Genomic DNA, 12331 nt, shown 5'->3' with positions numbered 1-12331 from the left:
CCCACGGAATGGCACGCTTCACGCTGTCAACGTGGGAAGTGCAGCTAAAAGGGTGTGTCCAGCGTTGATGGCCACCCGCCAGGGTGGCTTTTTTTATGCCGGGTCACCCAGTCGTCCACATCGCTCAAAGGCATTCCAATGGCCGACAGGATCATGATCGCCCTCGACAACGTCTCCAAGATCTACGGCAGTGGCCAGCACGCCATCACTGCCTTGAAAGATGTCAATCTGCATGTCCCGCAAGGCGACATCCATGGTGTCATCGGTCTTTCCGGTGCCGGCAAGTCGACGCTGATCCGCTGCGTCAATCTACTGGAACGCCCGACTACCGGGCATGTCTCCGTCGATGATCAGGAGCTGACCGCCCTCGACCGGGCGACGCTCAATCGTGCCCGTCATGGCATCGGCATGATCTTTCAGCACTTCAATCTCCTGACGTCGCGCACCGTCTTCGATAATGTCGCCCTGCCCTTGGAGCTCATGCGAATGGACAAAAACACCATTCGCGAACGCGTCCAGCCACTGTTGGATCTCACCGGGCTGGCCGATAAGGCGGACAGTTACCCTGCTGAGCTATCGGGAGGCCAGAAGCAGCGGGTCGCGATTGCCCGGGCTCTTGCCAGTCGCCCTAAAGTACTGCTGTGTGACGAGGCCACCTCGGCACTCGACCCGCAAACCACCAGCTCGATTCTCGGTTTGCTGGAAGACATCAACCGCCGGCTTGGCTTGACCATCCTGCTCATCACGCATGAAATGGAAGTGGTCAAAAGCATCTGCCATCGCGTCAGCCTGATTTCAGACGGCGAACTGGTCGAAGAAGCGGAAGTCGGCGATTTCTTCACCTCGCCGCGCACTCATCTGGCTCGACGTTTCATCAACGACTTCCTGGAGATCGAGCCACCTCAGTCCTTACTCGACCACCTGCAGAACGACCCGACCCCCGGTTCACACCCGGTGCTGCGTCTCGCCTATTCGGGCGATGAGATTTCCACACCGTTAATCTCACGACTGGCTCGCGCCTGCGATATCGATATCAGCATCCTCGAAGCCAAGGTCGAGTCGATTCGACACCGTACCCTGGGCTTGATGATCGCCGAACTGGTCGGCCCGCCTGAAAAGACGCGTGAAGCGCTGGCCTATCTCGAAGACCATGACCTGACTGTGGAGGTTCTCGGCCATGTCCGACGCCATGATTGAGTTGATTCTCTCTTCGACACTCGACACCCTTTACATGGTAGGGATTTCCGGACTGATCTCCGCGCTGGCAGGCATTCCCTTGGGCGTGTTGCTATATGTCACCCGCCCGCGTCAATTTCTCGCGTTGCCGATCCTCAATCATCTGCTCGGCGTCATCACCAACATCGGCCGCTCGATTCCTTTCATCATATTGATGGTGGCAATCATTCCCTTTACGCGCATGATCGTGGGGAGCTCCATCGGCCTCAATGCCGCCGTCGTCCCATTGACCATTGCCGCCATTCCTTTTGTGGCGCGACTCGTCGAAGGTGCGCTCAACGAGATATCCCCCGGCCTGATCGAGGCAGCTCAATCAATGGGGGCGACGCCTTGGCAAATCATCATGAAGGTTCTCCTTCCGGAAGCTCGAGGCGGTATCATCACCGGCTTGACCATCACTGTCGTGACACTGGTGAGCTACTCTGCCATGGCAGGCGCCGTAGGCGGCGGAGGCCTTGGCGACCTCGGCATTCGTTACGGTTACAACCGGTTCGAGCCCACGATCATGTTGATCACGGTCGCGATCCTGGTGGTCATGGTTCAAGGCTTTCAAAGCTTGGGAGATTATCTCGTGCGCAGGAGCGATCACAAATGAATGCATCACCGTAATAACTAAAAAGCATTTGGATTCTCTTGTTTATACCTATAAATTCATTTTCTGAATCAATGACGGAAGACCCAGTCAAGGAGATCATCAATGAAGTCGACTATTAGCACACTGTTCGGTAGCGCCTTGTTGAGCATCGGCCTTCTCGGTGGAACGGCCTTGGCCGCTGATGACGACGATCACATCAAGGTCGGTACTGTCGCTGGCCCTGAAACCGATATCATGCGGCTTGCTGCGGAGATCGCCGAAGAGGAATACGACCTGGACGTCGAAATCGTCGAATTCACCGATTACGTGACCCCCAATGCTGCCCTGGCCGACGGCAGCCTCGATGCCAACGCCTATCAGCATGAGCCCTATATGCAAGGAATGGTCGAGGATCGCGGCTATGATTTTGCCATTGCCGGCTACACCTTTGTGTATCCTATCGGCGCCTATTCGGAAAAGTACGAGACTATCGACGAACTACCGGACGGAGCGACCATCGCGCTGCCCAATGATCCGTCCAATGAAGGTCGGGCCTTGATTCTGATGCACAAGGAAGGATTGATCGAGCTCGATGATCCGGAAAACCTGGAAGCTACGCCGATCGACATCGTCGATAATCCCCATGACTTCGAGTTCCGGGAGATCGAAGCCGCGCAATTACCTCGCGTCCTGCCCGACGTCGACATGGCATTCATCAACAACACCTTCGCACAGCCCGCTGGGCTTCATCTCGACGACGCGCTGATCAGCGAAGGCGCCGACTCACCCTATGTCAATCTGATCGTGGTGCGCCAGGGCGACGAGGATCGTGAAGCCATTCAACAACTGGTCGACGCTTACCAAACCGACGCCGTTGCCGAGAAAGCCGAAGAGCTATTCAAGGGAGGAGCCGTTCCCGGCTGGGAATGACACATGATTGACGCCACAGACGGGCCGGCCACCATGTCGGTCCGTGTTCTTCGGGGAGATGAACGGATGCCCGACTACAGCCTGCTGGTTCGGCAGCTCACGTCGTTGCTGGATACACGCGACCCCTTGGTCAACACCTCACAGACTTGCGCCTTAATCATGCAAGAGGTCCCTGAACTCAATTGGGTCGGCTTCTACATTCACCGTGAGCCGAACATGCTGGCCCTGGGCCCCTTTCAGGGCAAACCGGCTTGCCACCCGATCCCCTTCGACAAGGGGGTCTGCGGTGCTGCTGCACGAACCCGCCAGTCCCAGCGCATCGATGATGTTGATGCCATTGCCGATCACATTGCCTGCGACGCTGCCTCGAAGGCTGAGCTCGTCATACCCATAATTACTGGTGACCGTTTGTGGGGCGTACTGGACCTCGACAGCCCGACATCAGGACGCTTCTCGGAAGCGGACCAGGCCGGTATCGAATCCCTGGTAGCCACCTTCGTTCACCGAACGGACCTGCACGATCTCGCCAGGACGGAATGAACCGTCGTCGCGGCTGCTTCGAGAACGGACGTGATGTCAAAAAAACGCCCCGTAGTGCGGCACACTGCGGGGCGTTTTCGATGTTGGTAGGACCAAGCGGATTTGAACCGCTGACCTCCACGATGTCAACGTGGCGCTCTAACCAACTGAGCTATGGTCCTGTAGGATCGGCTATCAACATCTGGCGCAAATGCGGGGATTGCTGGTAGGACCAAGCGGATTTGAACCGCTGACCTCCACGATGTCAACGTGGCGCTCTAACCAACTGAGCTATGGTCCTTCCCCAACATCGCCATTAGCGATGACAACGGCTGCGTATTCTACGGATTCATCCCATGAATGCAAGACTTGGCATCAGCATTTAACGCGCTCGACCGCATCCAACCAGCCTCGATACAGCTTGTCACGCTCGGTGTCCGACATTTGCGGGATGAACGTCCTTTCACATTGCCACAGACTGGCGACTTCACCGAGATTTTGATACCAGCCGACCTGCAACCCCGCCAGGTAAGCGGCTCCCAATGCCGTCGTTTCGAGAACGGTCGGCCGGTCGACAGGGACCCCCAACATATCGGCCAGAAACTGCATGACCCAGTTGTTTCTCACCATTCCACCGTCGACACGCAAGGTCCCTGTACTCGCTGAAATATCATCATTCATGCAAGCCTGCAGATCCCGCGTCTGATAGCAGACAGCCTGCAGGCCCGCAGCAACGATTTCGGCAATTCCCGTATCCCGGGTAAGACCAAAAATGGCTCCACGAGCCTGAGGGTCCCAGTGCGGCGCGCCCAGGCCAGTAAACGCGGGAACCAGATAGACGCTATGTCCACTCCGCGTCTGTTCGGCAAGGGTTTCCGTATCAGCAGCGTCCGCGAACAGTTTCAGCCCATCCCGCATCCACTGCACAGTGGCGCCCGCCACGAAGATACTGCCTTCCATGGCATACGTCGTCTTGCCATCCAGTCGATAGCCAACTGTCGTCAGCAGACGGTTGCGAGAGAGTTCGGCACGCTCACCGGTATTGAGAATCATGAAACACCCCGTGCCGTAAGTGCTCTTTCCCATTCCCGGCTCGAAACAGGCCTGCCCGATCAATGCCGCCTGCTGATCCCCTGCCACGCCGGCAATGGGAATTTCATCGCCAAGCCACTGCGCCTCGACTCGACCGAAATCATCACTGCAATCCTTGACTTCGGGTAACAGAGCGGCCGGAATACCAAACAACGCCAGCAACTCATCATCCCATTGCTGAGCGTGAATATTGAACATTGCGGTACGCGAGGCATTGGTTGCATCGGTGGCATGGACCCGCCCTCCCGTCAGCCGCCACATCAAGAAGGTATCCACGGTACCGAAGGCGAGTTCGCCACGTTCAGCCCGCTGCCGTGCCCCCTCGACGTTATCCAGCATCCAGGCCAGCTTGGTCGCTGAAAAATACGGGTCGATAAGCAAACCTGTACGCGACTGTACCCATTCGGTGTGCCCATCGCCTCGTAATGACTGGCACGTTTCCGCTGTACGACGATCCTGCCAAACGATAGCAGGATGTAACACCTCACCGGTTTTTCGATCCCACAGCAATGTGGTTTCGCGCTGGTTGGTAATCCCGATGCCGGCAACGTCCCGAGCATCAACTCCCTGATCGGCCATGACCTGCCGACATGTACTTATGACAGAGTCCCATATCTGCTCCCCGTCGTGCTCTACCCAGCCATCCTGGGGAAAATACTGCGGAAACTCCTGTTGAGCGACACCAACGACGTTCGCGTCACGGTCGAACAGGATGGCCCGAGAGCTGGTCGTGCCTTGATCGATGGCAAGCAGATAGGAAGCCATGGTCTAATTCCTCGGTGGTCATGTGAGCAGCGCGTGTGGGAGGTTTTCGTTTTTCGCGCTCCGCATGTTCGTTTTTGCTATCATGATGTTCGTTTTCGATAATTACGAGACTAAACCAGCGCCTACCGCGCCTCAATCGCTCAATGCCACTGGCAACTAGCACCTTAGTTGTAGATTCACTCAAGATCCGGCTGAACAGACTATCAGGATGGCTGACAAGGAGACGATATGACACAGCAGGAACGCCAGGAATCCATCGTCGATCTGGTCAGGCGACAAGGATACGCTTCCATCGAACAGCTGACCGCGCATTTCATCGTCACCCCCCAGACAATCCGCCGTGACTTGAATGCGTTGGCCAACGAAGGGCTGATCCGTCGCGTGCATGGAGGTGCTGGTCTGGAGTCGAGTACTGTCAATACGTCTTACCATACTCGCAAGACATTGAATCTCGAGGCCAAACAGCGCATCGCTGCCTTGCTCGCCTCGAAGATCCCCAACGATTCCTCACTCTTTATCAATATCGGCACCAGCAATGAAGTCGTGGCCGAAGCATTACGGCATCATCGTGGCCTGGAAGTCATCACCAACAACCTCAACGTGGCGGCAATCCTGCAACACAATGAGGACTTCAATGTCATCATCGCGGGGGGACAGGTGCGCTCACGAGATGGCGGCATCATCGGCGAAGCGACCATCGATTTCATCAACCAGTTCAAGGTCGACTATGGGATTATCGGTATCAGTGGCATCGATGAAGATGGTTCGCTATTGGAATTCGATTATCAGGAAGTGCGTGTAGCACAGGCAATCATCGAAAATTCACGTCAGGTTTTTCTGGCAGCGGACCATTCCAAGTTCCATCGCAATCCAGTGGTACGCCAGGGCAATGTAGCTCAACTCAATGCCCTATTCACCGACCGACAACCACCGGACAGCCTGATTCGGCTCCTGGAAACGCATGACGTCGCCTTGCATATTGCCTGACGTCAATCAAGAGAAACAAGGAGGTATCGGCATGTTGGGCGCACTTCTCGCGTTGGTAGCTTGTAGCCTGCTGTTTGCCACCCTGCTTGGTAAACTGCCGCTACACGCCTGGTGGATTCGGGCCTGCGAGTTTCCCCGACTGCAAATTGCCGGCCTGGCACTTCTGACTCTGATCGGCTCACTGTTCATCGAGTCCGATTGGCAGTTGCCCACGATTATTGCTTGTCTGATTGTCTTGGCATTCCAGGGCTACCGAATCCTGCCATGGACCCGCTGTTGGCCAACGCAGGTACAACGCGCCGAAGCTGGCCAAGAAGACCGCCATGTCACCCTACTCATCGCCAATGTATTGACATCGAACCGCCGCAGCCAGCGCCTCATCGACCATATTCGCCTGCATCAACCGGATATCGTGCTGACATTGGAAAGCGATATCTGGTGGCAACATCAACTCGACTCTGTGCTCGATCGCGATTACCCCTACACACTCAAGATGCCCCTGGATAATTTATACGGCATGCACCTTTATTCGCGTCTGCCATTGGAGGAACCGGCGATCGAGTGGCTGATCCAGGACGATATTCCCTCGATGCATGCCTGGGTAGTGTTGCGCAGTGGCCACCGAATCAAACTGCATGCACTCCACCCCAGACCCCCTGCCCCGAATGAAAGTGAAGAATCCTTGTGGCGGGATGCCGAACTGCTGCTCGTCGGGAAAACCATCCATCAGACAGGGGAGCCGGCACTGGTCGCCGGCGATCTCAACGACGTCGCCTGGTCACGAACGACACGGCTGTTCTGTCGAGTGAGCGGTATGCTGGATCCGCGCCGCGGACGAGGCATGTACAGCACGTTTCACGCCGGTTATCCACTGATACGCTGGCCATTGGACCATATCTTCGTTAGTGAACAGTTCACTCTCGTCTCCCTGCACCGCCTGTCGTACATCGGTTCGGACCACTTTCCCATGCTGGCAACGCTCTGCTTTCGGCCATCGAGAGCCGACGAACACGATCCCCCCGAAGCGGATGGGACAGAGCGCCAGGATGCCGTCGACACTATCGAGGAAGCGCAATCGCGCGAACAGTCATCCTGACACGATGCTCTCCTGACCCTGACAAGAAGGGAGAATCATTCCGGAATGCCTCCCTGGGTCAATTTGGTTGGGTCCAGAATGCGCTCGAGTTCATCGCGACCGAGATCCGTCTCTTCATCGGCAACGTCGAGAATCGGGCGTCCGGCTTGGTAGGCCTTCTTGGCGATGGCCGCTGCCGCATCGTAGCCTATGACCGAATTCAATGCGGTCACCAGAATGGGATTACGTGACAAGGGAGAGGCCAGGTTGTCTTCACGCACGGTGAAGGTCGCGATAGCCCGATCGGCGAGCAACCGACTCGTCTGGGTCATCAGTGTCAACGATGACAACAGGTTATGAGCTACCAACGGCAGCATCACATTGAGTTGAAAATTGCCACTCTGCCCGGCAACGGTCACGGCGGAATCCAGACCCATGACTTGTGCGGCCGCTTGTGCTGCGGACTCCGGAATCACAGGATTGACCTTGCCCGGCATGATCGAACTCCCCGGTTGAAGTGCCTCCAATTCGATCTCGCCCAGTCCAGCCAGCGGCCCGGAATTCATCCAACGCAGGTCATTGGCGATCTTCATGATGGTACAGGCGTAACCACGGAGATGGCCTGACAATTCCACCGCGGTATCTTGAGAGGAGAGACTGGCAAAGAAGCTGTCGTTACTTACGAGTTCCAAGCCCGTCTGTTGACTCAATGCATTGGCCACCCGTGAAGCGAATTCCGGATGGGCATTGATCCCGGTACCGACGGCAGTCCCCCCTTGTGCGAGGCGATTCAGCCGAGTTTGGCATGCTTCGAAACGCTCTATCGCTTGGCCGACCTGACTGGCCCAACCCATGAGCTCCTGGCTCATCCGCACCGGCATCGCATCCATCAGATGCGTGCGTCCGGTCTTGACGACAGAATCCAGTGCGGCGGCACGCGTTTCAATCACGTCACGCAAATGGTGCAAGGCCGGCATCAGTTCGTCCCGGAGCGCCAACGATGACGACAGGTGTATTGCCGTCGGGATGACATCATTGCTCGACTGTCCCATATTGACGTGATCGTTGGGTCCTACAGTCAGGCCGTCTCCAGAGGCCAGATGCGAGATGACCTCATTGACATTCATGTTGCTCGAGGTCCCTGATCCCGTCTGGAACACATCGATCGGGAACTGGTCATCATGGTGACCCGCGATGATCTCCTGGGCGGCCTGAATGATGGCATCAGCACGCGCGTTGTCCAACAGACCCAGGTCGGTGTTGACCTCCGCAGCGGCGAGTTTGATGCGAGCAATGGCATGAATGAATCGTTTGGGCATGGTCTGTCCGCTGACCGGAAAGTTGTTCACGGCGCGCTGTGTCTGAGCGCCATACAAAGCCCCCTCGGGAACCGCCAGCTCCCCCATGCTATCGCGCTCGATCCGGGTATCACTCATGACTCCACTCCTTTTGCTGTATCTCATCGGGCGCTTGCGCTTGCGGCAGTGTCCGCGATGTCCTGCTCAATTTTCGAAGGTTGGGCCCGTTTCCTTGACGTTCAAGGTATTTGTCGCTGATGAGGAAAATCATACTGCAACCTGAGATTGATCCTCTTATGGTAATACCGCAGTGCAGCGTAATTCATCAGTGGACTTGGGGCGTTGACAACGCAATACCTCGAATCCGGGGATGCCTGCAATACTTGAAGTCAGCAAGGTGTCATTCAGAGGGAGTCACCGATGGATACCACGCCCGAGCTACGTACGGACATCCTCCGGTTGCTCGACAGCAGTGCCGGCATCCTGTTCGTCAAGCATCTGTGGGAACATTTTCCTGAGCACATGTTCATTATACGTGTCGAAGGGCCAGAGGACTTCATTATCGAAGCGGTCAATCCAGCCCAACAGGCTACACTGGGCCATGAGACTGCTTGTGTCGGCAAACGCATCGATGAGTTGCTCTCCTCTCCTACAGCCGACGATGTGATCGCCAACTATTCCCGCTGCGTTGAAGAAGGCAAGCCCATTCGCTATGAAGAAAAGGGAATCTATATCGGACCTGATGGTGCCCACCGCAGTGGTCACTGGCTGACATTACTGGTCCCTATTCATGATCGCAGCGGTAAGATTTCGCATCTTTTTGGGGTTGCCCAGAACCTGACCGAATTGAGACTGGCCAGACAGGCCCTGGAACGGCACAACCTGGAACTGGAGCGTCGCGTCGCCGAAAGGACCGCTGAATTGATGGAAGTCAATCAACAGTTGACTCATCTGGCGACTCACGACTATCTCACCAACACATACAACCGGCGTCATCTGGTTCACTTGGCCGAGATAGAACTACGGCGATCACACCGCTATGACTTGCCATTGTGCTTGATGATGCTGGATATCGATGACTTCAAGACCATCAATGACCATAATGGTCATGCGGCCGGCGATGCGGCATTACGCGAAATTGCCGATATCGTCATTCAAACGGTGCGCGATTGCGATCTGGTCGGACGCTACGGCGGTGATGAATTCCTGATCATGATGCCGGAAACGACGTTATCCGGTGCCAAAGAGACGGCGGAGCGTCTTTGTCGTGCCCTGCAGAGGACACGAGAGGTCCGTTTGACCCTCAGTATCGGCATCACTGCCAGAGAGCCGGGGGAAGAGCTTCTCGATCCACTGGTCCAGCGTGCCGATGAGTTATTGCTCAGAGCCAAGCGTCAGGGACGTAACCGTATAGAAACAGAAGTGAGCGGGCCGGAGGCTAAACGGCAATGAGTCGAGACGTGGACACGAAGACATGGCGTGGTGTCTTACGGGTGTCGATAGTATGTCTGATACTGACAGGTTGTCAGGCGATTGACCCATGGCAGGATCGATCGACAAGACGTGTCGAAGTCATCGAAGCTGGTGAGGATGCCAAAGACGCCGAACGGAAGGAGCCTGAACCGGAAGCGGCTCCCCGGCCGAGTGAACAGCAACGCGCCAAGCGCCAGGTCGCATTTCCCGAAGAAGAGTACGCCGCTCTTGAAAAAAGCGGTAATGCGTCCATTGCAGGGCGCATCTCTCTCAATACGGCATCGGGCGTCAAGTACGGTGCCGACACCACCATTTCCGTCGCCCCCGTCACGACGTATTCGGCTGAAGCTGCAGAGATGGCGCTAGCCGGTAAGGCAGTCGAACCTGCTGACCCTCGGGCTCAGGCCTATACTCACCGAACTCGGACGGATTCACGAGGCTATTTCGAACTCAATGGCCTGCCGGCGGGGGATTTCTACGTATCGGGCAGTATCCAGCCATCGCCGGGGGCCCGGCCACGGATCATCATCAATCAAGTCAGTGTCGGTCATGGGCAGACCGTTCGTGTCGACCTGACACGGTAACGTCTGCCGCCCTTACCACCCCAACGCTTGCTTGACGAAGGGAATGGTCAGCTTGCGCTGAGCCGACAGGGACGCGTTATCCAGTTTCTCCAGGGTGTCGAACAAGGAGCTAAGCCGTCTTGGCCCCCGGTGCAGGATGTATCTTGCCACCTCATCGGGTAACTGCATGCCACGCACACCGGCACGTAATTGCAGGGCCCGAGCTCGCCCCTCGTCATCCAGCCGCTGGACATGGAACGTCACCCCCCAGCTCATTCGGGAAGCGAGATCGGGCAAGCGGATCTCGAGCTGACGGGGCGATGCATCGGCCGATATCACCAAGCGCGACCCGGCATCCCGCAACCGATTGAAGCAATGAAACAGCGACTCCTCCCAGCGCTGACGTCCGAGAACGCGTTCTAAATCATCTATCGCCACCAGATCGAGCTGCTCCAGCCCTTCGAGAATGTGCGGAGGGAAGTGCCAGAGTTCGGACAGCGGTAAATACAAGGCGCGTTTACCGCGCGCGCTGGCCTCATGACACGCCGCCTGGAGCAAGTGACTGCGACCGACATCCTCGCCTCCCCACAGAAACAGCAACGGCTCACCATCCGTGTCGAGTTGGCGACGCAATCTGTCGACCAGCGACGCATTACCACACGGAAGGTAATTGTCAAAGGTGGCATCATCCCGGATGCCGACCTCCAGCGGTAACTGTGCCGGCCCCCGGCTCATGAAGACTCCTCGTCTTGGCGGCGTTGAGTGGAATCGTAGAGACTACTGTGCTTGTAGCGTTCATAAAGATAACGCAACACTACCATGATGACGGCGGCAACAGGCAGAGCCAACAGTACGCCGGTGAAGCCGAACAGCTGACCGCCGGCGAGTACGGCAAAAATCACTGCCACCGGATGTAAACCGATGCGATCCCCCAGGAGCTTGGGCTGCAACACCATACTTTCGATCAATTGGCCAACTGCAAACACGACCCCGACTCCCAGCAGCGGCAGGATATCGCCAAACTGAAAGAATGCCACGGTCGCCGCCACCGAAATACCGACGATTACACCAAGATAGGGAACGATACTGGCCAAGCCAGAGAGCAGCCCGATCAGCACACCAAAGCGGACCCCCAGCAGAGTCAAGCCGATGGCATAGAGGATCCCCAACGAGACCATGACCACTAACTGACCGCGCAGGAACGCCGCGAGTACCTCATCGCACTCCTTTGCCAGTCTGGAGATATCCGGCTCCCAATGGCGCGGCAAGAGTTCCCGAATATTGGCAATCAAGCGATCCCAGTCGAGTAGTAAGTAGAACGTCACGACCGGAATCAATGCCAAGTTGCCGATCCAGGCCAAAAAGGCTAGTCCCGACCGCGAGGCCTGAGCCAGTAGATTGGCAGCGAATGTCCCCGTTTCACGCCAGTTATCGATGACGGTTTCACGCATCTGGTTGATATCTGGAGTAAAATCGATCCCCGTCAACGACTGGACACGTGGCACGACCGTCGATTCCACCCAACCCAGAATCGCGGGAATCAACTCAACCAATTGCCCCAGTTGGCGTCCCAGGATCGGTATCAGGATCAACAATCCCAGCACCGCGATCACGGTCAATAACAGAAAGACCACCGATACCGACAAGCGACGGGATAGCCCCCGGGCTTCCAGCATATCGGCGAGAGGATCTCCCAGATAAGCGAATACCATGCTGACGAAAAATGGCATCAATATGGGTTCGATGCTGACCAGCGCCCATAGGAGTGCCGCAGCGCCAAGCACCAACCACCATGATCTACGCATACTGACTCTCCCTG

12 protein-coding genes and 2 tRNA genes are annotated in these 12331 nt (G+C 56.5%); 8 read left to right on the top strand and 6 right to left on the bottom strand.

Going from position 1 to position 12331, the window contains the following annotated elements; all coding sequences use genetic code 11:
- Positions 1-153 precede the first annotated feature (153 nt).
- The 4 genes from BLW01_RS10505 to BLW01_RS10490 all read left to right on the top strand — a co-directional run bounded on the left by BLW01_RS10505 (position 154) and on the right by BLW01_RS10490 (position 3280).
- Positions 154-1197: a methionine ABC transporter ATP-binding protein gene (locus BLW01_RS10505; protein WP_092569966.1), complete on the top strand. Its 1044-nt coding sequence runs from the start codon at positions 154-156 to the stop codon at positions 1195-1197.
- A complete protein-coding gene (locus BLW01_RS10500) occupies positions 1178-1831 on the top strand; it encodes a methionine ABC transporter permease (protein WP_092569471.1) in 654 nt (217 codons plus the stop codon). Before BLW01_RS10505 ends, BLW01_RS10500 begins: the two co-directional genes overlap by 20 nt.
- Before the next feature lie 102 nt (positions 1832-1933).
- Positions 1934-2740 (top strand): MetQ/NlpA family ABC transporter substrate-binding protein, encoded by an 807-nt coding sequence (locus BLW01_RS10495; protein WP_092569470.1) that lies wholly within the window; start codon positions 1934-1936, stop codon positions 2738-2740.
- A gap of 66 nt (positions 2741-2806) precedes the next feature.
- Positions 2807-3280 carry a GAF domain-containing protein gene (locus BLW01_RS10490; RefSeq protein WP_092569964.1) on the top strand — a complete coding sequence of 158 codons (474 nt, stop codon included), beginning with the start codon at positions 2807-2809 and terminating at the stop codon, positions 3278-3280.
- 84 nt (positions 3281-3364) lie between these two features.
- On the opposite strand, the gene BLW01_RS10485 is transcribed toward BLW01_RS10490, so the two are convergent.
- The 3 genes from BLW01_RS10485 to glpK form a co-directional block, all read right to left on the bottom strand.
- Positions 3365-3441 (bottom strand) — tRNA-Val (locus tag BLW01_RS10485).
- Positions 3442-3483: 42 nt separating this feature from the next.
- Positions 3484-3560, bottom strand: a tRNA-Val gene (locus tag BLW01_RS10480).
- Positions 3561-3634: 74 nt separating this feature from the next.
- Positions 3635-5116, bottom strand: coding sequence for a glycerol kinase GlpK (glpK, locus tag BLW01_RS10475; RefSeq protein WP_092569469.1), 1482 nt, complete (start codon positions 5114-5116; stop codon positions 3635-3637).
- Between the two features lie 228 nt (positions 5117-5344).
- Here glpK and BLW01_RS10470 point away from each other — a divergent pair, with 228 nt between their 5' ends.
- Together BLW01_RS10470 and BLW01_RS10465 are read left to right on the top strand one after the other, a co-directional pair.
- Positions 5345-6103 (top strand): DeoR/GlpR family transcriptional regulator, encoded by a 759-nt coding sequence (locus BLW01_RS10470; RefSeq protein WP_092569468.1) that lies wholly within the window; start codon positions 5345-5347, stop codon positions 6101-6103.
- Positions 6104-6134: 31 nt separating this feature from the next.
- Positions 6135-7199 carry an endonuclease/exonuclease/phosphatase family protein gene (locus tag BLW01_RS10465; protein WP_092569467.1) on the top strand — a complete coding sequence of 355 codons (1065 nt, stop codon included), beginning with the start codon at positions 6135-6137 and terminating at the stop codon, positions 7197-7199.
- Positions 7200-7234: 35 nt separating this feature from the next.
- Here BLW01_RS10465 and BLW01_RS10460 read toward each other — a convergent pair whose 3' ends face one another.
- The gene (locus tag BLW01_RS10460) at positions 7235-8614 is read right to left on the bottom strand and encodes a class II fumarate hydratase (RefSeq protein ID WP_092569466.1); all 1380 of its coding nucleotides are present in this window, start codon (positions 8612-8614) and stop codon (positions 7235-7237) included.
- A gap of 282 nt (positions 8615-8896) precedes the next feature.
- Here BLW01_RS10460 and BLW01_RS10455 point away from each other — a divergent pair, with 282 nt between their 5' ends.
- Both BLW01_RS10455 and BLW01_RS10450 read left to right on the top strand, forming a co-directional pair.
- A complete protein-coding gene (locus BLW01_RS10455; RefSeq protein ID WP_092569465.1) occupies positions 8897-9928 on the top strand; it encodes a sensor domain-containing diguanylate cyclase in 1032 nt (343 codons plus the stop codon).
- An 8-nt stretch (positions 9929-9936) separates the two neighbouring features.
- Positions 9937-10533, top strand: coding sequence for a carboxypeptidase-like regulatory domain-containing protein (locus BLW01_RS10450; protein WP_229806406.1), 597 nt, complete (start codon positions 9937-9939; stop codon positions 10531-10533).
- Between the two features lie 12 nt (positions 10534-10545).
- On the opposite strand, the gene hda is transcribed toward BLW01_RS10450, so the two are convergent.
- Positions 10546-11247 carry a DnaA regulatory inactivator Hda gene (gene hda / locus BLW01_RS10445; protein WP_092569463.1) on the bottom strand — a complete coding sequence of 234 codons (702 nt, stop codon included), beginning with the start codon at positions 11245-11247 and terminating at the stop codon, positions 10546-10548.
- On the bottom strand, positions 11244-12317 hold the full coding sequence (locus tag BLW01_RS10440) for an AI-2E family transporter (protein ID WP_092569462.1): 1074 nt from the start codon (positions 12315-12317) through the stop codon (positions 11244-11246). Before BLW01_RS10440 ends, hda begins: the two co-directional genes overlap by 4 nt.
- Positions 12318-12331 lie beyond the last annotated feature (14 nt).

This window comes from Aidingimonas halophila (assembly GCF_900106955.1).
In the GTDB taxonomy this organism is placed as follows: domain Bacteria; phylum Pseudomonadota; class Gammaproteobacteria; order Pseudomonadales; family Halomonadaceae; genus Aidingimonas; species Aidingimonas halophila.
This window is presented reverse-complemented; position numbering and strand designations above follow the sequence as displayed.

Bases quoted from the DNA above. Each gene is read 5' to 3' on its own strand.
- BLW01_RS10505 (WP_092569966.1), top strand. From the start codon at position 154: ATGATCGCCCTCGACAACGTCTCCAAGATCTACGGCAGTGGCCAGCAC.
- BLW01_RS10500 (WP_092569471.1), top strand. From the start codon at position 1,178: ATGTCCGACGCCATGATTGAGTTGATTCTCTCTTCGACACTCGACACC.
- BLW01_RS10495 (WP_092569470.1), top strand. From the start codon at position 1,934: ATGAAGTCGACTATTAGCACACTGTTCGGTAGCGCCTTGTTGAGCATC.
- BLW01_RS10490 (WP_092569964.1), top strand. From the start codon at position 2,807: ATGCCCGACTACAGCCTGCTGGTTCGGCAGCTCACGTCGTTGCTGGAT.
- glpK (WP_092569469.1), bottom strand. From the start codon at position 5,116: ATGGCTTCCTATCTGCTTGCCATCGATCAAGGCACGACCAGCTCTCGG.
- BLW01_RS10470 (WP_092569468.1), top strand. From the start codon at position 5,345: ATGACACAGCAGGAACGCCAGGAATCCATCGTCGATCTGGTCAGGCGA.
- BLW01_RS10465 (WP_092569467.1), top strand. From the start codon at position 6,135: ATGTTGGGCGCACTTCTCGCGTTGGTAGCTTGTAGCCTGCTGTTTGCC.
- BLW01_RS10460 (WP_092569466.1), bottom strand. From the start codon at position 8,614: ATGAGTGATACCCGGATCGAGCGCGATAGCATGGGGGAGCTGGCGGTT.
- BLW01_RS10455 (WP_092569465.1), top strand. From the start codon at position 8,897: ATGGATACCACGCCCGAGCTACGTACGGACATCCTCCGGTTGCTCGAC.
- hda (WP_092569463.1), bottom strand. From the start codon at position 11,247: ATGAGCCGGGGGCCGGCACAGTTACCGCTGGAGGTCGGCATCCGGGAT.
- BLW01_RS10440 (WP_092569462.1), bottom strand. From the start codon at position 12,317: ATGCGTAGATCATGGTGGTTGGTGCTTGGCGCTGCGGCACTCCTATGG.